This window comes from Isoptericola croceus, assembly GCF_029382255.1.
In the GTDB taxonomy this organism is placed as follows: Bacteria; Actinomycetota; Actinomycetes; order Actinomycetales; family Cellulomonadaceae; genus Isoptericola; species Isoptericola croceus.
On the sequence record NZ_JARLLG010000001.1, the window covers coordinates 968624 to 988398 of the forward strand.

18 protein-coding genes and 1 riboswitch are annotated in these 19775 nt (G+C 70.8%); of the genes, 13 read left to right on the top strand and 5 right to left on the bottom strand.

The window, feature by feature from the left end:
• The first annotated feature begins 103 nt into the window (after window positions 1-103).
• Window positions 104-2206, top strand: coding sequence for a carbohydrate-binding module family 20 domain-containing protein (locus PZC42_RS04500; protein ID WP_277208798.1), 2103 nt, complete (start codon window positions 104-106; stop codon window positions 2204-2206).
• A gap of 53 nt (window positions 2207-2259) precedes the next feature.
• Here PZC42_RS04500 and PZC42_RS04505 read toward each other — a convergent pair whose 3' ends face one another.
• The 5 genes from PZC42_RS04505 to PZC42_RS04525 form a co-directional block, all read right to left on the bottom strand.
• Window positions 2260-2937: a YesL family protein gene (locus PZC42_RS04505; RefSeq protein WP_277208799.1), complete on the bottom strand. Its 678-nt coding sequence runs from the start codon at window positions 2935-2937 to the stop codon at window positions 2260-2262.
• Window positions 2934-4334 (bottom strand): arabinan endo-1,5-alpha-L-arabinosidase, encoded by a 1401-nt coding sequence (locus PZC42_RS04510; RefSeq protein ID WP_277208800.1) that lies wholly within the window; start codon window positions 4332-4334, stop codon window positions 2934-2936. The genes PZC42_RS04505 and PZC42_RS04510 overlap by 4 nt, the downstream gene beginning before the upstream one ends.
• Before the next feature lies 1 nt (window position 4335).
• On the bottom strand, window positions 4336-5205 hold the full coding sequence (locus tag PZC42_RS04515) for a carbohydrate ABC transporter permease (RefSeq protein WP_277208801.1): 870 nt from the start codon (window positions 5203-5205) through the stop codon (window positions 4336-4338).
• Window positions 5206-5222: 17 nt separating this feature from the next.
• Complete coding sequence (locus PZC42_RS04520; protein WP_277208802.1) at window positions 5223-6197, bottom strand: carbohydrate ABC transporter permease; 975 nt, start codon at window positions 6195-6197, stop codon at window positions 5223-5225.
• Window positions 6198-6265: 68 nt separating this feature from the next.
• On the bottom strand, window positions 6266-7615 hold the full coding sequence (locus PZC42_RS04525; protein WP_277208803.1) for an ABC transporter substrate-binding protein: 1350 nt from the start codon (window positions 7613-7615) through the stop codon (window positions 6266-6268).
• A gap of 234 nt (window positions 7616-7849) precedes the next feature.
• Between PZC42_RS04525 and PZC42_RS04530 the strand changes: the two genes are divergently transcribed.
• From PZC42_RS04530 to PZC42_RS04585, 12 genes are all read left to right on the top strand, one after another.
• The gene (locus PZC42_RS04530) at window positions 7850-9136 is read left to right on the top strand and encodes an alpha-galactosidase (RefSeq protein ID WP_277208804.1); all 1287 of its coding nucleotides are present in this window, start codon (window positions 7850-7852) and stop codon (window positions 9134-9136) included.
• A gap of 29 nt (window positions 9137-9165) precedes the next feature.
• Window positions 9166-10248 carry an arabinan endo-1,5-alpha-L-arabinosidase gene (locus PZC42_RS04535; protein ID WP_277208805.1) on the top strand — a complete coding sequence of 361 codons (1083 nt, stop codon included), beginning with the start codon at window positions 9166-9168 and terminating at the stop codon, window positions 10246-10248.
• Window positions 10249-10306: 58 nt separating this feature from the next.
• Window positions 10307-10394: riboswitch (ZMP/ZTP riboswitch) on the top strand.
• 44 nt (window positions 10395-10438) lie between these two features.
• Window positions 10439-11722 (top strand): serine hydroxymethyltransferase, encoded by a 1284-nt coding sequence (gene glyA / locus PZC42_RS04540; RefSeq protein ID WP_277208806.1) that lies wholly within the window; start codon window positions 10439-10441, stop codon window positions 11720-11722.
• Complete coding sequence (locus PZC42_RS04545) at window positions 11719-12600, top strand: bifunctional methylenetetrahydrofolate dehydrogenase/methenyltetrahydrofolate cyclohydrolase (protein ID WP_277208807.1); 882 nt, start codon at window positions 11719-11721, stop codon at window positions 12598-12600. Before glyA ends, PZC42_RS04545 begins: the two co-directional genes overlap by 4 nt.
• An 85-nt stretch (window positions 12601-12685) precedes the next feature.
• Complete coding sequence (locus PZC42_RS04550; RefSeq protein ID WP_277208808.1) at window positions 12686-13549, top strand: PPK2 family polyphosphate kinase; 864 nt, start codon at window positions 12686-12688, stop codon at window positions 13547-13549.
• Between the two features lie 78 nt (window positions 13550-13627).
• Window positions 13628-14110: a VOC family protein gene (locus PZC42_RS04555; protein ID WP_277208809.1), complete on the top strand. Its 483-nt coding sequence runs from the start codon at window positions 13628-13630 to the stop codon at window positions 14108-14110.
• A 62-nt stretch (window positions 14111-14172) separates the two neighbouring features.
• Complete coding sequence (locus PZC42_RS04560; protein WP_277208810.1) at window positions 14173-14991, top strand: exodeoxyribonuclease III; 819 nt, start codon at window positions 14173-14175, stop codon at window positions 14989-14991.
• Between the two features lie 159 nt (window positions 14992-15150).
• Complete coding sequence (locus PZC42_RS04565; protein ID WP_277208812.1) at window positions 15151-16386, top strand: Na/Pi symporter; 1236 nt, start codon at window positions 15151-15153, stop codon at window positions 16384-16386.
• 26 nt (window positions 16387-16412) lie between these two features.
• Complete coding sequence (locus tag PZC42_RS04570; protein ID WP_277208814.1) at window positions 16413-16682, top strand: hypothetical protein; 270 nt, start codon at window positions 16413-16415, stop codon at window positions 16680-16682.
• Between the two features lie 53 nt (window positions 16683-16735).
• Window positions 16736-17791, top strand: a complete 1056-nt coding sequence (locus tag PZC42_RS04575; RefSeq protein ID WP_277208816.1) for a permuted SH3 domain-containing protein — start codon at window positions 16736-16738, stop codon at window positions 17789-17791.
• Window positions 17788-18552: an ABC transporter ATP-binding protein gene (locus PZC42_RS04580; protein ID WP_277208818.1), complete on the top strand. Its 765-nt coding sequence runs from the start codon at window positions 17788-17790 to the stop codon at window positions 18550-18552. Before PZC42_RS04575 ends, PZC42_RS04580 begins: the two co-directional genes overlap by 4 nt.
• Entirely contained in the window at window positions 18549-19730 is a 1182-nt protein-coding gene (locus PZC42_RS04585; RefSeq protein WP_277208820.1) for an ABC transporter permease, read from the top strand. The genes PZC42_RS04580 and PZC42_RS04585 overlap by 4 nt, the downstream gene beginning before the upstream one ends.
• Window positions 19731-19775 lie beyond the last annotated feature (45 nt).

Here is a 19775-nt window from a genome sequence, read left to right on the forward strand (position 1 = left end):
GCAGGCGTGGGTCTCAGCGCGCACCCGGGCCGTGAGCACCGCCCGGTGAGGACGCCGGGTGGCAGCAGGGCCGACGAGCGGCCCCCGACGAAGGAGCGCAGCAATGAAGCTCGCACCACCAGCATCCGTGGCCGGACGGTCACGACCCCGCCGAGCACTGGCCGGGCTGACCGCCGTGATCCTGGCCGGCACCGGGCTGCTCGGTGCGGCCGGGCCTGCTACCGCTGCGACACCGATGCCCTCCCCGATCGTGGACTCGAAGAACGGACGCGGCAACGTCATCCTCAACCTGTTCCAGTGGACGTGGGACTCCGTGGCCGCCGAGTGCACCAGCACCGTCGGCCCGGCCGGCTTCGGGTACGTGCAGGTCTCGCCGCCGCAGGAGCACATCCGCGGCACCGAGTGGTGGACCTCGTACCAGCCCGTCAGCTACCGGATCGAGTCCAAGCTCGGGACCCGCGTCGAGTTCCAGGAGATGGTCGACACCTGTGCCGAGGCCGGCGTCGGTGTGGTGGTGGACGCCGTCGTGAACCACACGACCGGGGCGAACGTCGGGTCTGGCGCCGGCGTCGCCGGCAGCTCGTTCGGTGTCGACTCCTTTCCGGGGATCTACTCCGCCCAGGACTTCAACGACTGCCGCTCGAACATCTCGAACTACGGTGACCGATACCAGGTGCAGAACTGCCGGCTGCTGTCGCTGCAAGACCTGCGGACCGGTTCCGAGCACGTCCGCAACACCATCGCCGCCTATCTCGACGACCTCCTCGGCATGGGGGTCGCCGGATTCCGCATCGACGCGTCCAAGCACATCCCGGCCGCCGACCTCGAGGCCGTCAAGGCCAAGCTCTCCGACCCGGACGTCTTCTGGGTGCACGAGGTGATCGGAGCGGCCGGCGAACCCATCCAGCCGGCCGAGTACCTGGGCAGCGGTGACTCGCACGAGTTCGACTATGCCCGCGAGCTCAGGTCACGGTTCGACGGGAGCATCAAGGACCTGCGCACGATCGGGGACGGCAAGCTGCCCTCCGGGAGCGCCGGCGTGTTCGTCGACAACCACGACACCGAGCGCAACGGCGAGACGATGAACTACCGGTGGGGTGCCAAGTACACGCTGGCCAACACGTTCATGCTCTCGTGGCCCTACGGGTCGCCGACCGTCTACTCCGGCTACGAGTGGGACGACAAGGAGGCCGGCGCGCCGGGGGCGACGGACACCACAGTCCCGGACGCCGACTGCACCGCGGGCTGGACCTGCACCCAGCGTTGGACCGAGATCGCCGGGATGGTGGGGTATCACAACGCTGTCGAGGGCATGCCGGTCACCGACTGGTGGGACGACGGCAGCAACCACATCGCCTACGGTCGCGGCCAGGTCGGCTACGTGACGATCAACAACAGCGGCTCGGCCGCCACCCGCACCTACCAGACGTCGCTGCCGGCCGGGACCTACTGCGACGTCGTCGCGTCGTCGGACTGCTCCTCGTCGTACGACGTCTCCTCCGCCGGCACCTTCACCGCGACGGTCCCCGCCTATGGTGCGCTCGCGCTGCTGTCCGGCGACCCCGAGGGCCCGGCCGGCCCGGAGGAGCCGGTCGAACCCGGCGACGACGCGACCACCGTGTACTACGCGACCGACGCCGGCTGGGAAGACCACAAGATCCACTACCGGGTCGGCGACGGGACCTGGACCCAGGCGCCGGGCGTCGACATGGACGCGGCGTGCACAGGCTGGGTCTCACGGCAGGTCGACCTCGGCGGTGGATCAGGCCTGACGGCGGCCTTCAACGACGGTGCGGGCACCTGGGACAACAACGGCGGGCAGGACTACGGGTTGTCCGGCGCGCACGTCGCCGTAGCCGCGGGCACGGTCGTCCCCGGCAACCCCTGCGAAGGGTCCGGTGGGGACGAGGTGACCGCCGCGGAGACGTCCTTCACCGTCGAGGCGACGACGACGTGGGGGCAGGACGTCTATGTCGTCGGCAGCATCCCCGCGCTCGGTTCATGGGACCCCGCTGCCGGGGTGCCGATGTCCGCCGACGCCTACCCCCTCTGGAGCGCTTCGCTCGAGGTCCCCGCCGGGACCACCTTCACGTACAAGTACGTCAAGGTCGACGGCGCGGGCGTCGTGGTCTGGGAGAGCGGCGCCGACCGTAGCGCGACGGTCGGAGAGGACGGAACCCTGGCCGTCAGCGACAGCTGGAGGTAGCGCGCCGTGCGGGAGGTCGCCGACCGTGCGGCCTCCCGCACGACCGCGACGTGTCAGCGCGGCTGGTCGGCGTCGAGCCGGTCCAGGCGGTCGCCGACGAGCCTGCCCGTCGCCCACAGCCCGAAGGACGCCCCGAGCAGCACGGCGGCGAGCGGCAGGAAGGTCCAGGCGATCCAGACCACGAGGACCACCACGAGCACCGCGGCCGTGGTGGCGGGCCCGAGCAACGGAGTGAGCAGCAGGAAGCGCCAGGTCTCGCCGAACCCCCGCTCGTAGCGCAGCACCACCCGAGGCCAGTACGTGAGGACGACGGTGGTCCACACCAGGGCGAGGACCAGCCCACCGAGGAGCACGGCGCGAACAGGGCCCGTCATGAGCGTGACCGCGACGCCGTCGAACCACAGCAGCACACCGACCACCCAGAACGGTGCGAACAGGGCGTTCCCGCGCCAGAACCCCGCGCGCCACACCCGCCAGAAGGTGCGCCACGGCGTCGGTTCGTCGGTCATCCGCGCCACGACGGCACTCCCGGCGCGCAGGGCCGGCCCGGCCCCGAGCAGGACGCCGCCGGCCAGGGTGCCGAGCAGCACCATGACGTTGACCTCGACGAGCAGGGTGACCCAGCGCAGCACGTACATCACGCCGCCGGCCCAGCCGGGCACCTCGGCGTCGGCGACCCGTTCGCTCGCCGTGGCGCGCGGGTCGTCGGCGGGTCGGTGCTCCTGGCTCACGCGGCTCCTTCGTCGAGGCGGGTGGCGAGCACCACCCGACCGGTGTCGTCGAGCGCGGTCAGGACGAGGGTCGACCGGCCGCGCACTGCGTCCCACCCAGGATGCACGACGGCGGCGACCTGCGCGCCGTCGTCGTCCCGCCAGGCGAAGCGACCCTCCCCGAGGGGGCGGACGTCGTGCCGTGCGGCGAGCTGCCGGACCGTGCCGGGCTGGACGCCGACGGGTTCGGTGCCCGGTTCGAGGACCTCCCACGTGCCGGCGAGCACCGCGGGATCGGAGGGCCAGCACGACGTGTCGTCGGTCTCCCTGGCGGCACCGGCCCACGGCTGCGGGCTGATCAGCGGCCAGCCGTCGTGGGTCCACACGAGTCGCCGCACCTGCAGGCGGTGCTCGGTGGGAGCGTCGGCGTCCCGGACGTGGTGCACGAACACCTGGCGGGTGCCGCCGTCGGGCAGCGTCTCGGTGAGCACCGAGCCGTGGCCGGGGGCGAGGAGGCCAGGCCCTCCGGCCAGCCGGTGACCGGCCAGCACCGGCACGCCGACGGACCACGGGGGAGCATCGACGTCGGTCATCGTCCGGCCGGTGCGGTCGTGGAAGGGGCCGTCGACGTGCGTGCCGACGGCGGCGCGCACGTGGTAGCTCGAGGCGAGCGAGTCGTAGGAGACCAGCAGTGCCCACCCACCGCCCGGGCGGGGGAGGACGAAGGCGCCCTCCACAGCGCCGTTGTCGACGTGCGGCGCACGCCGAGCCACGAGGGTGCCGGGGTGGTCGGTCAGCCCGCCGGGCGTCGCCGAGGCGGCTGTTCCGGCGGTGAGGAACCCGGTCGCCGGATCCAGCGGCAGCACGTGGATGCCACCGAAGAACGAGCCGTACACGAGCCACTGCCGGGCGCCGTCCGTGACCACGTTCGCGTCGATGGCGTTGGGGTGGCCCGTGCCGGCCGGGGGCGCATGGTGGGTGGAGGAGACCACCAGGCCCTCGTCGCGCCACGGACCTGCCGGGTGCGGCGCCGACGCGAGGCCGATGGCGGAGCGGCGCGAACCGAAGCTCGAGGCCGAGTAGTACATGCGCCAGCCGTCGCCCGACGGCGTACGCACGACGTCCGGTGCCCACAGGCCCTCCGCCCCGGCCCAGGCGGCGGCCGGCGCAGGGACCCCGTCGAGGGCCCAGCCGTGGAACGTCCAGGCCACCAGGTCGTCCGAGCGCCGCACCTGGACTCCGCCGCGGACGGGTCCGTCGTAGCGGGCGTCCGTGGAGAAGCACCAGTACGTGCCGTCGTCGTCGCGGACGACGGTGGGGTCGTGGACGTGTCGTCCGGCCCACGAGGCGGTCTCGGGTACGGGCCTGCCCGGCCCCCCGTCCGCCAGCTCGACGGGGGGCGTGCGGAGCTCGGTCATCTCAGCCCTTGGACCCGGTGAGCGCGATCGACTCGATGATCTGCCGCTGGAAGATCAGGAAGACGACGACGATGGGCAGCAGCGCGACGACGGACGCGCCCATGATGAGCGGGTAGTCGCGCTGGGTGGCGTACTGCACGTTCATGCTGGCGATGACCACCTGGAGGGTCTGCCGCTCCGGGGTGCGCAGGTACAGGATCGGCGCGAGGTAGTCGTTCCACACCGCCATGAACCACAGGATGAACTGTGCGGCGATGGCGGGTCGGATGATCGGGAAGATCATGCGCCAGAAGATCTGCCAGAACGACGCGCCGTCGATCTTCGCGGCCTCGATGAGCGAGTTGGGCACGCTCTCGAGGTACTGCCGCAGGAAGAAGATGACGATGATGTTGCCGAAGATCGCCGGGACGATCAGGGGCAGGAGCGTGTCGACCCAGCCGATCCGGGCGAAGATGACGAACTGCGGGATCATCAGGGTCGGGAACGGGATCATGATGCCGGTCAGCAGCCCGATGAAGATGGTGTTGCGGAACGGCAGGCGCATCTTGGCGATCGAGAAGGCCGCGAGCGAGCAGGTGAGCGTTCCCAGGATCGTCACCGAGAACGTGACGATCGCCGAGTTGGCGAAACCGGAGAGGATGTAGGAGTTGTCCCACATCCGCACGTAGGTGTCCCACTGGGGGACCTCCGGGATCCACACGGGCGGCAGTGCGAAGACCTCGAGCTGGGACTTCAGGGACGTGGAGAACATCCACAGCAGCGGGGCGAGCATGAAGATCGCGCCGCCGGCGAGGACGACCCACACGACGGTGTCGGCGATGCGTGTGCGCGCTGTGCGGCTCAGGTCCATCGTGGTCGTTGAGGTGCTCATGAAATGTCTCCCTGGCCTCAGTCGAGGACGAAGCTGCTGCGCTTGTTCAGCCGGAACTGGATGAGCGTGATGATGAAGATCAAGATGCCCAGGACGATCGCCATCGCTGTGGCGTAACCCATCTGCTGGTACTGGAACGCCTGCCGCCAGATGTGGAACACGGCCGACGCCGTCGAGTACTCGGGCCCACCGCCGGGCGTCATGATCTGGATCTCCGCGAAGATCTGCGCGCTGGCGATGATCTGGGTGACGACGAGGAAGAAGGTCACGGGGCGCACCATCGGCAGCGTGATGGCGCGGAACCGCTGCCAGGCGCCGGCGCCGTCGAGCTCGGCCGCCTCCATCAGCGACCGGGGCACGGCCTGGATGGCTGCCAGGTAGAGCAGCATGGAGTAGCCGAGGCCCTTCCACACCATCATCAGCGTGATGGCGGGCTTGGACCAGGTGGCGTCGGCGAGCCAGTTGGGGCCGTCGATGCCGAGCAGACCGAGGAACTGGTTCACCAGCCCGAAGTCACCGTTGTAGGCCCACTGCCACAGGATCGCGACCGCGGCGATCGAGCAGATCACCGGGATGTAGTAGATCGTGCGGAAGACCGTCAGGCCCACGAGGCGGCGGTTCATCGCCAGCGCGAGCGCCAGGGAGATGGCCAGGCCGATCGGGATGCCGACCAGGTAGAAGATCGTGTTCCACATCGACTGGTGGAACCGGTCGTCGGTCAGCAGGTTCGCGTAGTTCTGCAGCCCGATGAACTCCATCGCGCCCAGACCGTTCCAGCGGGTCAGGGAGGCGTAGAGCGCGAACAACACTGGGTACAGGATGAACAGCAGGTAGCCGAGCACGGGCAGCGCCACGAAACCGAGCGCCCACTTCTGCTCGTTGCGGTGGAGCCGCGACGTTCCCCCGCCGGGTGGGGCGCTCTTTCGTCGGGCGCCGGATCGGCGCGCGGCGGTGGCCAGCCCTGCGGTGGCCGGGGTTGCGGTGGAGGTCATCGCAGACTCCTTCGTCCAAGTCGTACGGATCGGGTGCGGCCGCCGCGCGGCGGCCGCACCCGGGGGCGTCAGTCGGTCTGCGCGTTCTGTTCCGCGGCGCGGGCGGCATCCTCGTTGGACTGGTCGAGGAGGGCCTGCATCCGCGGCTGCACCTCGGCGAGGTACTCGTCCGCGGGACGGACGCCGTCGACGACCGGCTGGATGTCTACCCACAGCTCGTCGTACCACGCCGCACCGTAGGTGAACGCCGCCGGCATGGCGCGGCCGTAGTCCTCGGCGATGTCGAGGAACTCCTGGCGGTTCGCGGGCTGCGCGTCGTCCGCGCCGGCCCACTCCTGGGCCGTGTCGATCCGGTTCGGGATCTGGATGTTGGCCTCGATCAGGGTCTCCTGGGCGGCCTCGTCCGTGGAGAGGTAGGTGACGAGCTGGACGGCCTCGTCCGGCATGTCGGACGTCGCGGAGACGCCGATGCCGAGCGAACCGACCCAGGCGGCAGTCTCGCCGGTGGTGCCGACGGGCCAGGGCATGAGGTCGTACTCGAAGTCGAGCTCGTTGTAGACGCTCATGTCCCAGGGGCCCACGGGGAAGAACCCGATCTCACCGGCCATGAAGCGCTGGTAGGTGTCGAGGGTCTGGGCCTGCTCCGGGTTCGGCGTGACGCCGTGCACGGTCGTGAGGTCGGTGAAGTACTGCAGCGCCTCGGCGAACTCCGGCGTGTCCACGGTGACCTGCGTGCGGTCCTCGTTCGTCCAGTCGCCGCCGTTGCTCCACACGAACGACTGCAGGTTCCACTGGACGTTGAGCCCTGTGCCCCACTGGTCGATCTCGCCGTCACCGTCGGTGTCGACGGTGATCTCCTGCAGGACCTCGAGCCAGTCGTCCCAGCTCAGCGGCACGTCCGGGTCGGGCCGCTCGACGCCGGCCTCCTCGAGCATGGTGGCGTTGTAGCCGAAGGCGAAGGGGCCGATGTCCTTCGGCAGGCCGTAGAGGCGGCCCTCGGGCGTGCCCTGGAGCGTGCCGTCGTAGCGGTAGGAGTCGACGCCGTACTCCCAGATGTTGTCGAGGTCGACGCCGAGCTCGGCCACCTGGTCGGTGATGTCCATGAGGATGCCCTCGTTGACGTACGACTGCAGGTTGGCCTGCTCGATGTAGAACACGTCGGGGACCTGGTTCCCGGCGATGGACGCCTGGAGCTGTGTGGCGTAGTTGTCCGGGTCGGACACGACGACGTCGACCTCGACCCCGGTGTCCTCGGTGAACCGGTCGATGGCGGCCTGGTAGGCGGCCTTCTCGTCGTCACCGCCTCGGAACATGAAGGTGAGGCCGTCGGACGAGCCGCCGCCACCGGAGCTGCACGCGGCAGTGCCGGCGACGATGAGCCCGGCGACTACGCCGGCGGTCAGGCGTGACTTCTTCATCACGGGTCCTCTCGTTGAGCCTTGACGCGTCCCGGGGCTGGTCGTGGTGCTGCGACTCCCGATCCGCTTTACATCGATGGAGAGCCACCGACGGGAGCAACGGTGACACGCGCCGCGCCCTTCGGTCAAGTGCGCTGGGTCACGGATGTACAACGATGAAGAGGGCGGTTTTGACCCGAGGGCCTTGACCGGGCACGATCCCTTCTACAACGATGTACCACGAGAGGACGCACCATGCCACGCAGCGACCGATCGGCCCGCCCGCCGATGGGCTGGAACTCCTGGGACTCCTACGGCACCACCGTGACCGAGGACGAGGTGCTCGCCAACGCCCGGTTCATGGCCGAGCACATGGCCCACGTCGGGTGGGACACCGTCGTCGTGGACATCCAGTGGTTCGAACCGACGGCACGGGCAGGCGGGTACAACGACGACGCACCGTTGTGCTTCGACCACCGTGGGTTCCTGCAGCCCGTGGTCGGGCGGTTCGCGTCCGCGGCCGACGGCGCGGGTTTCGCCCCGCTCGCCGCCGCGGTGCACGACCTCGGCCTGAAACTCGGTGTCCACCTGATGCGAGGCATCGCCCGCCGGGCGGTCGAGGCGGACCTGCCCGTCGACGGGACCTCGTACTCCACGAGCGACATCGCGGACACCGCGAGCACCTGCCCGTGGAACAGCGACAACTACGGGCTCGACCACTCCCACCCGGGTGCCCAGGTGTGGCTCGACGCCATGATCGACCACGTCGTCGGCTGGGGCGTCGACTTCCTCAAGGTCGACGACATGCTCGCGCCGTACCATGCCGACGCCGTCGAGGCGCTCGCGCTCGCCGTGCACAGAGCCGAGGAGAAGTACGGCCGCAAGGTCACCGTCTCCCTGTCTCCCGGCACCGACCTCTCACTCGCCCACCTCGAGCACCTGCGGGCGCACGCTGACATGTGGCGCATCTCCGACGACCTCTGGGACCGTTGGGAGGACGTCCACGACCAGCTCGGCCGCACGGCCCGCTGGGCGCCGCACGCCGGACCCGCCGGATGGCCCGACGCGGACATGCTCCCGCTCGGTCGCATCGGCCTGCGTGCCGAACGCGGCGAGCCGCGCGACTCGCGTCTCACCACCGACGAGCGGCGGACCATGCTCACGCTGTGGTGCCTGGCCCGCTCGCCGCTCATGGTCGGTGGTGATCTGCCCACCTCGGACCCGGACACGATCGCCGACCTCACCCACGCCGGCGTGCTGGAGGTGCTGCACCGCTCCACGGGCGGCCGCGAGCTCCTGCGCGAGGGGGACACCGTGCTCTGGGCGGCCGCCACCGAGGGGCACGCGCCGACGCGCTGGGCCGGCATCTTCAACACGGCACCGGACCCACGGCGCATCGAAATCCCCCTGACCTCGGTCGTGGCTGCGGCCGCTGGGGTGACCGACGTGTGGTCGGGTCAGCCCGTCGCCGTGCACGACGGCGTCATCGCCGTCGACGTCCCCGACCACGGCGTACGCCTGCTGCGCCTCGACCCCCGATGACCTCGCCGCACGATGATCTGGAGTGCCCCATGACCAGCCCGACCACCACCGCCGAGGCCCCCGCGCCGGTGCGCCACCGGCGTCGGCTCGTCGTCGCCGTCGTCGCGCTCGGTGTGCTCCTCGCCGGCACCGCGGTGACGCTCGGCGTGCTGCGGCCCTGGGAACCCGCGCCCGAGCCGTTCGCCCTCGACGGCGACCTCGGGACCCACGACCCGGCGATCGTCGTCGGTGGCGACGGCGAGGCCTGGTTCGTCTACTCCACCGGTGATCCACGCCGCGGCCTCGGTGCACCGATGGTGCACCGGTCCGACGACGACGGACTCACGTGGGAGCGCGTGGGGCCGGCCTGGTCGGCGGACGAGGACCCCCGGTGGGTACGTGAGTCGATCGACGGCGTCGAGCACTACTGGGCTCCCGAGCTGATCGAGCACGACGGCACCTGGTACCTCTACTACTCCGCCTCCACCTTCGGGTCGAACACGTCGGCGATCGGGCTGGCCACCGGGACCACGCTCGACCCGGCCGACCCCGACTACGGCTGGACCCACCAGGGCGCCGTCTGGCGCTCCGAGGCGGGCGCGACGAACTACAACGCGATCGACCCCGGGGTCGTCGAGGACGCCGACGGCGCGCCCTGGCTGTTCTTCGGGTCCTTCTGGGGCGGGATCCAGGTGCTGCCGCTCGAGTGGCCGTCCGGCATGCCGTCCGCGGGTGCCGAGCCGGTCATGGTCGCCACCCGCGCGGGGGTGCCGGAGAACCAGGTCGAGGCCCCGTACGTCATGGAGCGGGACGGCTGGTACTACCTGTTCGTCTCGTGGGGCAAGTGCTGCTCCGGCGCCGACTCGACCTACTCGATCCACGTGGGGCGCTCGCAGGACGTGACGGGACCCTTCCTCGACGCCGAGGGCAAGGACATGGCGCGTGGCGGCGGCACCCTCGTGCTCGCCACCGAGGGGCCCATGATCGGGCCGGGCGGGCAGTCGCTCGACGAGGGGCACCTCGCCTACCACTTCTACGACGGGGACTCCGGCGGTGCCTTCCGTCTCGCGATCCAGCGGCTCGCGTGGGCGGACGGCTGGCCGGTGGCGACCGCGGAGGTCCCGGAGCCGTGACGCGACGAGCCGGACCGGACTGGACCAGGCTGCTGCCGGGCGGGTGGATCGGTTAGGATCGCCACGTCGCGACTGGCGTACAGGTGGATCACCACCGGGGAGCGACGCGCTGTGCTGACGACGGGTCGGTCGCCTGGGCCCGGTCGTTCACCGAGACACGAGTTCGTCCGACACAGCAGGAGACGCCGCCATGAGCACGCCCGACCCCACGTTCAACGCCCCTCTGTCCGAGGTGGACCCGGAGATCGCCGCCGTCCTCGACGGTGAGCTGGCCCGCCAGCGCGACACCCTCGAGATGATCGCGTCGGAGAACTTCGTGCCGCGCGCCGTCCTGCAGGCCCAGGGCTCGGTCCTGACCAACAAGTACGCCGAGGGTTACCCGGGGCGGCGCTACTACGGCGGCTGCGAGCAGGTCGACATCGCCGAGAACCTCGCCATCGCCCGCGCCAAGGAGCTGTTCGGTGCCGAGTACGCGAACGTCCAGCCGCACTCCGGCGCGCAGGCCAACGCGGCCGTGCTGCACGCGCTGATCAACCCGGGCGACAAGATCCTCGGTCTTGAGCTGGCCCACGGCGGCCACCTCACGCACGGCATGAAGATCAACTTCTCCGGCAAGCTGTACGACGTCGGGGGCTACGGCGTCGACCCGCAGACGCACCGCATCGAGATGGACGAGGTGCGCAAGCGCGCCCTGGAGCACCGCCCGGACGTCATCATCGCCGGCTGGTCCGCCTACCCGCGCCAGCTCGACTTCCCCGCGTTCCGCGAGATCGCGGACGAGGTCGGCGCCAAGCTCTGGGTGGACATGGCGCACTTCGCGGGCCTGGTGGCCGCCGGGCTGCACCCGTCCCCGGTCCCGCACGCCGACGTCGTCTCCTCCACGGTGCACAAGACGATCGGCGGCCCGCGCTCGGGCTTCATCCTGGCCAAGGAGGAGTACGCGAAGAAGCTGAACTCCGCCGTGTTCCCCGGCCAGCAGGGCGGGCCCCTGATGCACGTCATCGCGGGCAAGGCCGTGGCGTTCAAGCTGGCGGCGTCGGAGGCCTTCAAGGAGCGTCAGGAGCGCACCCTGCGCGGCGCCCGCATCATCGCCGAGCGGCTGTCCCAGGCGGACGTCGCCGGCACCGGCGTGTCGGTGCTGACGGGTGGTACCGACGTCCACCTGACGCTGGTCGACCTGCGGAACTCCGCGATGGACGGCCAGCAGGCCGAGGATCTCCTGCACTCGGTCGGCATCACCGTCAACCGCAACGCCGTCCCGTTCGACCCGCGCCCGCCGCGCGTCACCTCGGGCCTGCGCATCGGCACCCCGGCACTCGCCACGCGCGGGTTCGGCGACGCCGAGTTCACCGAGGTCGCGGACATCATCGCGGCCGCACTGCGCGACGGCGAGAGCGCGGACACCGAGTCCCTCACGGCTCGGGTCGCGAAGCTCACCGCGGACTTCCCGCTGTACCCGGAGCTGGCTCAGTGACGGCACAGAAGCTGGACGGCAAGGCGACCGCCACCACCATCAAGGACGACCTGCGCCGGCGTGTGGCGACCCTGCGCGAGCGGGGCATCGTGCCCGGGCTGGGCACGCTCCTGGTCGGTGACGACCCGGGCTCGCAGTGGTACGTCGCGGGCAAGCACCGCGACTGCGCCGAGGTGGGCATCGAGTCCATCCGCGAGGACCTGCCTGCCGACGCCACGCAGGCGGACATCGAGGCCGCGGTGGCGCGTCTCAACGCCGACCCGGCGTGCACCGGCTACATCGTGCAGCTCCCGCTGCCCGCCGGCATCGACACGAACCGGGTGCTCGAGCTGGTGGACCCGGCCAAGGACGCCGACGGCCTGCACCCGACCAACCTCGGGCGGCTCGTGCTGCGCGTGGGCGAGGAGATCGACTCGCCGCTGCCCTGCACGCCGCGGGGCATCGTCGAGCTCGTCGAGCGGCACGGCGTCGACTGGGCCGGCAAGGAGGTCGTCGTGCTGGGCCGCGGCGTGACCGTGGGCCGGCCGATCGGGCTGCTGCTGACCCGTAAGGCCGTCAACGCCACCGTCACGCTGACCCACACGGGGACGAGCGACCTGCCGGCGCTGGTGCGGCGTGCGGACGTCGTGGTGGCCGCCGCCGGGGTCGAGGGCCTCGTCACGGCCGAGATGGTCAAGCCCGGCGCCGTGCTCATCGACGTGGGCGTCTCGCGCCGGACGGACCCGGAGACCGGGAAGTCGCGCGTGGTCGGCGACATCGCCCCGGAGGCCCGGGAGCGGGCGTCGTGGTACTCGCCGAACCCTGGCGGCGTGGGTCCGATGACCCGCGCGATGCTGCTCGCCAACGTCGTCGAGACGGCGGAGCGTCAGGCCGGCTGACCGCCGTCGTCACCCGTCGTCGTCGGCCGCGCCCCGTGCGCCGGTGCCGACGACGACGGGTGGTCCCCTCTGCCATGATGTCCTGATGACCGCGACGAGCCAGCACGGGTGGATCGCTGACCCCGGAGAGCTGCTCAGAGTGAGGAAGGGCTTCCGGCTGGCCGACGTCGACCCGGACGCCACACCCGGCTATGACGGGCGCAAGAAGCACGGCCGTGCCGACCTGCGTGCGGGCACGGACGAGCTCGCCGCCCTGCAGGAGCGCCTGTTCGCCCAGAGTCGGGTCGACCCGTCGACCCCGGCTGTGCTCCTGGTCCTGCAGGCGATGGACTCCGCGGGCAAGGGCGGGATCGTGCGTCACGTCATCGGGGCCACCGACCCGCAGGGCATCCACCTCAAGGCGTTCAAGAAGCCGACGCCCGAGGAGCTGGGGCACGACTTCCTGTGGCGCGTGGAGAAGGAGGTGCCCGCGGCCGGGTTCATCGGTGTCTTCGACCGCTCGCACTACGAGGACGTCCTCATCGGTGCCGTGCGAGAGCTCGCGCCACCTGCGGAGATCGAGCGCCGTTACGACGCGATCGACGGCTTCGAGAATCGGCTGAGGGACTCCGGCACCCGGGTGCTCAAGGTGATGCTCCACCTCTCGTACGCCGAGCAGAGGTCGCGCCTCATGGAGCGGCTCGACCGGCCCGACAAGCACTGGAAGTACAACCCGGGGGACGTGGACGAGCGTCAGCTCTGGCCCCGCTACATGGACGCGTTCCAGACGGTGTTCGACCGCACCTCGACCGAGCACGCTCCCTGGTACGTCGTGCCTGCGAACGCGAAGTGGTACGCGAGGCTCGCGGTCCAGACGTTGCTGGTGGGGGTCCTGGAGGACATCGACCCGCAGTGGCCCTCGGCGACGTACGACGTGGAGGCGGAGAAGCGGCGTCTGGCTGCGACGTGACCTGCCGATGAGTTCGCCCGGTGCGCGGCGTCATACCTCTCGAGACCCCCGACCCGCGGGGGCGAAGGAGGCAACGACATGGTCACCCTGCGACCCCACCTGTGGTTCGCCGACAACAACGCCCACGAGGCCGCGACGTTCTACGCCGAGCACGTCCCGGACTCCCGCGTGCAGAAGGTCGTCACGGCGCCGGAAGGCATCCCGGGCACCACGGCCGGCGAGCCGTTCATCGTCGAGTTCACGGTGTGCGGGCTCGACGTCGTCGGGCTCAACGCCGGACCCGACCTCCGGCTGGACGAGGCCTTCAGCTTCTACCTGCTGTGCGACGGCCAGGACGAGGTGGACCACTACTGGGACGTCTTCACCACGAACGGCGGCAAGCCCGGGCCGTGCGGATGGTGCACCGACCGCTTCGGCGTGAGCTGGCAGGTCATCCCGCGACAGCTCGAGGAGCTCTGCGGGGACTACACGACCGCGGCGAACCAGCGGACCGCGCAGGCGATGCTGAAGATGTCCAAGATCGACGTGCCCGCGCTGGAGGCGGCGTACGCGGGTGAGTGAGGCCCCTGCCGGGTGACGTGCGCCGCTGACAGCTGTCAGCGGCGTGTGGTGGTATTGCCCGCGTGCTGACCATCGCCACCGCCAACGTCAACGGGATCCGCGCCGCGTTCCGCCGCGGCATGCACGACTGGATCTCCCGCCGCTCACCCGACGTCCTCCTGCTGCAGGAGGTCCGCGCCCCGGACGCGCTCGTGCGTGACTACCTCGAGGGCTGGCACGTCGCGCACCTGCCGTCCGAGCTCAAGGGGCGTGCCGGTGTCGCCGTCGCCTCGCGCCTGCCGCTCGCCGCGGTGCGCGGAGGACTCGGTGCGGCCGACGGCGGCGCCGAGCCTGCCGTCGACACCGGACGCTGGCTCGAGGCGGACCTCACGCTGCCCGACGGCGGGATGCTCACCGTGGTCTCGGCCTACCTGCACTCGGGGTCGACCAACCCGGGCCAGGAGCACACCATGGCCGCCAAGTACGCCCACCTGGACAAGGTGACCGGCCGGCTGACGGAGCTCGCGTCGGGGCCGGTGCCGGCCCTGGTGGCGGGTGACCTCAACATCGCCCACCGCGAGGTCGACATCGCCAACTTCCAGGGCAACCGCAAGAGCGCCGGGTTCCTGCCCGAGGAGCGGGCCTACGTCGACCGCTGGCTCGGTGCAGGCTGGACCGACCTCGGCCGCGCCCACGGCGGCGACGGCCCCGGCCCCTACACGTGGTGGACCTGGCGCGGCAAGGCCTACGAGAACGACCGGGGCTGGCGCATCGACTACCAGCTGGCCAACACCGCTCTCGCCGACCGTGCGGTGAAGGTCGAGGTCGACCGGGCGCCGACGTACGACGAGCGCTGGAGCGACCACGCGGCGGTGGTCGCGACGTACGCCCTGCCGCTGTAGCGGGGGTGTGAGGTGAACGTGTGATGCACGAGACGGTGCGTGTTCATCTTCTGTTCACCTGGGGTCCGTGGTGACGTCATCCTGTCCTGGTTCTCTCAGAGAGTGATGACGAGTAGTGGCCGCCGGAAGGGCGGGTACCTCACCTCGACGGGAGACTCCATGACCGACGTCCTGCCGCAGGCGTCCGTTGCCTCCGCCGTACCGGCCGAGACCTCGCAACGTGAGACGCGGCTGGTCAGCCCGTTCGAACGCCTGGGCCTCTCCGGTCGCGCGCTCCGGACGGCCAACTGGCTCGGCGTGGTCGCCGGGGTCTACGTCCTGATCACGTCGGTCAACCTCATCGGGTCCGGCTTCAAGGCCGCGACGGGCGACTCGGCGGAGGCGCTGTTCGCGTTCGCCTCCAACCCGTTCGTGGCGCTGATGGTGGGGGTGCTGTTCACCGCGGCGACGCAGTCCAGCTCGACGACGACGTCGGTGACGGTCGGCCTGGTGGCCGGTGGGCTGCCGATCTCGATCGCGATCCCCATGCTCCTCGGGGCGAACATCGGCACGACGCTGACGAACACCCTGGTCAGCCTCGGGATGGTCCGGGACTCCGAGAGCTTCCGCCGCGCGTTCTCCGCGGCGACGGTCCACGACTTCTTCAACCTCATCGCGGTGGCGGTCTTCCTGCCGCTGGAACTGATGTTCGGGCTGCTCGCCCGGACCTCCGCCGCGCTGGCCGACGCGAGCTCCGGGTCCGACGGCGGCATCGTCGCCGCGGTGTTCGGCGGGCTCGGCGACACTGTCAAGGCCGGCACCAAGCCGCTGTCGAACCTGCTGACCGACGCGACTGCCTTCCTGCCGGGCGTGTGGCACGGCATCGTGATGATCGCGCTGGGGATCGGTCTGATCCTGCTGGTCATCAACTGGCTCGGCCGACTGCTCAAGGTCCTCATGGTCGGTCGCGCGGCCGAGGTGCTGCACGCCTCGGTGGGGCGCGGTCCGCTCACCGGCATCGCCAGCGGCGCCGCGATGACGGTCATGGTGCAGTCGTCGTCGACCACCACCAGCCTCATGATCCCGCTGGCCGGGTCGGGCACGTTCTCCCTCAAGCAGATCTACCCGTTCACGGTGGGCGCCAACATCGGCACCACGGTCACCGCCCTGATCGCCGCCTTCGCCTTCACCGGTGCGGAAGGGACGCTCGCCCTGCAGGCGGCCTACGTGCACCTGCTGTTCAACGTCTTCGCGGCTCTCGTGATCTTCGGTCTGCCGCTCCTGCGCCAGCTCCCGCTGCGTGGCGCGACCTGGCTCGGTAACGTCGCTGCTACCAACAAGCTGTGGGCGGCGGCGTGGGTGCTCGGCGTGTTCGTCGGGATCCCGCTGGCGCTCATCGGTATCACGCTGCTGTGAGCCTGCACGGGTGGGGAGGGAACCCCATGACGAGCGAGAAGCCGGAGGACGCGGCCGCGGTCGAGCGTGAGCTGGAGCGCATCGTGGCGGAGGCCGAGGCCAAGCTGGCCGAGGTGCGCCGCGAGCTCACCGAGCGGCGCCGGCAGGACGCTCAGCACGCCGAGATCGACCGGCTCGAGGAGCACCTCGCGAACGCCACCGTGCGGTGGGAAGAGGTGCGCTCCTTCTTCGACGACGTGCTCACCCAGCTCCGTCGTCGCGAGGATCGCGAGGACCGTGGCGATCTGCCCGAATGATCCGATGACCCGCTAGGCTGCAGCGTCGAGAACGCGTCGTCGCGAGGAGCACCGTGGGTATCACCCGGCAGTACGTCTTCCCTGCCCTGAGGATCGTCATCTGGGCCATCATCGCCGCCGCGCTGGTGAAGCTCGCCTTCGCGGGCACCGAGCTCGATGCGCCGGACGCGCTCCAGCCCACGGGTGAGGTCACCGACTCGGTCATCGAGGTGGCCACCGGATCGGTCACCAACGCCGTGACGGTGCCCGCCTCGGTGCTGGCCGACCCGCCCGTCGAGGTGCGGTCCACCGCGCTCGGCCAGGTCTCCGAGATCCTCGTCGAGGGCGGCACCGTCGACAAGGGCGACGACATCCTGAGGGTCCGGCTCGAGGAGCCCCGTGATCCCGTGGTTACGGTCGACCCCGAGTCCGGCGAGGAGACCGTGCGGGAACAGCTGCCCAAGGTCACGATCACCACCGTCGAGGCCCCTCGCGCCGGCAAGCTCGAGCTGACCGTGCTGAAGGACCAGGAGGTCTCCGTCGGTGAGGAGATCGGCACGGTCTCGCCCGGCACGCTGTCCGTGCAGGGCATCCTCACCGCTGAGCAGCAGTACCGGCTGATCGGGTCCTCCGACGACGCCGAGGTGACTCTCAAGGGCGGCCCGGCACCGTTCACGTGCAAGAAGGTGACGATCGGTGCGGCCGCAGCGGGCGCCGACCTCGCCGAACCGGCAGCCGACGCCACCGGGACGGTGACCTGCCGGATCCCGAACAAGATCACGGCGTTCGCCGGCCAGGGCGCCGAGATCGTGCTGACGAACGGCGACGCGCAGGACGTCGTCGTCGCCCCGATCAGCGCCGTGCTCGGCACCACGCAGTCCGGGAAGGTGTGGCTGGTCGACGGTGCCGCCGAGCCCGCCGAGCAGGAGGTCGCGCTCGGGCTCACCGACGGGGTGCACATCGAGATCACCGACGGCCTGACGGCCGGCGACCAGATCCTGGAGTTCACCCCGGTCGAGGACGGGACCGAGGGCGGCGTCGACTGCGACGACATGAGGGCGTACGACGAGGCGATGATGTCCGACGACACGGCAGCCCTGACGGCCTACGAAGAGGCGTGCTTCGGATGACCGACACGCTGGTCGACCTGCGCGGAGTCGTCCGCGACATCGTCCTGCCGGACGGGCGTGTGCTGCCGATCCTGCGCGGCCTCGACCTGAGCGTCGGGGCAGGGGAGCACGTCGCCGTCGTCGGGCGCTCCGGGACGGGCAAGTCGACCCTGCTGAACATCCTCGGGCTGCTGGACTCGCCGACGGCGGGGGAGTACCTGCTGGACGGCAGCTCCGTCGAGTCGCTCGGCCAGCGTGCGCGCGCCCGGCGACGCGGCGAGGACTTCGGGTTCGTGTTCCAGCAGTTCAACCTGCTGCCGGGCCGGACGGCGCTGGCCAACGTCGCCGCACCCCTGCTGTACGCACGGGGCAAGGACTTCTGGACGCGCCGCCGGCGTGCCCTGGACATGCTGGAGCGGGTCGGGCTGGGTGACCGGTGGGAGACCATGCCGGACAAGCTCTCCGGCGGGGAGCAGCAGCGGGTGGCCATCGCCCGCGCGCTCGTGCGGACGCCGAGAGTCATCCTCGCCGACGAGCCCACGGGTGCCCTCGACGTCGACACCGGCCGGGCCGTGATGAGCCTGCTCGAGGAGGCCGCGACCTCGACCGGAGCCGCGCTGGTGACCATCACCCACGACCTGGCGATCGCCGCCCGTGCGGACCGGCAGTTCCGGCTGGACGCCGGCGTGCTCGCCCCGATCGTGCTCGAGGCGGCCGCGGTCGTCGAGCACGCGCTCGGTGTTCCCGTACCGGCACCGACGAGCGCCGAGGCCGTCGCATGACCGGAATCGTCGGGGCCGTCGTCGAGGCGTGGGACGAGCTGCGGATCCACAGGGTCCGCGTGCTGCTGGCGCTGATCGGCGTCGCGGTGGCCGTCACGGCGATCACCGCCGTGACTGCTGCGGTGACGATGCTCAGCCAGGCGATGGCCGAGCAGAGCGAGCGCTGGATGGGTCGCGACACCACGCTCAGCGCCTGGTCGACGGGCATGTCGGGCGGTCTCCAGGACGCCGCCGAGATCGATGCCGTCGTCGACGAGGTGGCCGAACGCTACGACATCAGCTACCACACGATCGAGACCTGGGCGTCGCTGTCGGTCCAGGGGCCCGCGTCGTCCGGCCTGGACGTCACGGTGGTCGACCCGGACTACGGGACGATCCTGCGTCGCCAGGTCGACGACGGCCGCTGGTTCACCGACCAGGACACCGAGCGCCTCGCACCCGTCCTCGTGGTGAACCAGCCCTTCCTCGACGCCTACGCCGGCGGTGCCAGCGTCGCGTCCCGCCCCGTCGTGACCCTGCAGGGCGCGACGTCCGTGGTCACCTCGGTCGTCGGCCGCGTGCCGGTCGAGTACTCGGAGGAAGGGCCGCGCGCCTATGTCCTGTTCGACCATGTGGCGCGCTGGTTCCCCGACGCCGCATCAGCCGACTCCTACCGGTTCTGGGTTCCGCCGGAGTCCGCCACCGAGCTGGCCGGCGTGCTCACCCGGGACCTGGCCGCAGCAGGGGTGCCCATCTCGGTGGAGCCGCCGTACGACGAAGCGTTCGCGCTCGACGGCGCCGCGCAGTGGGTGGCCCTCGGCGTGGGCGCGTTCGCGCTGCTCCTCGGCGGTCTCGGGCTCGTGAACATCGCGCTGGTGACCGTGCGATACCGGATCCGCGAGATCGGCATCCGGCGGTCCTTCGGCGCGACCGGCGGGCGGGTGTTCTTCGGGGTGCTGATGGAGTCGGTGGTCGCCACCACCGTGGCGGGAGTGGTGGGTGTCGTGCTGGCGGTGGCGTTCGTCAAGTGGATGCCGGTCGAGAGGATCTTCGGCGCCGCTCTCCAGGACGAGCTGCCGTTCCCGCTGAGCGCCGCCCTGGTCGGCATGGCGAGCGCGGTGGGGATCGGCGCGCTCGCGGGGCTCGTCCCGGCGGTCTACGCCGTGCGGGTGCGTCCGATCGACGCGATCCGGTACTGACGACCGGCCCGGTGCGTGCTGCACCGGGCCGGGCACCGGGAGCGT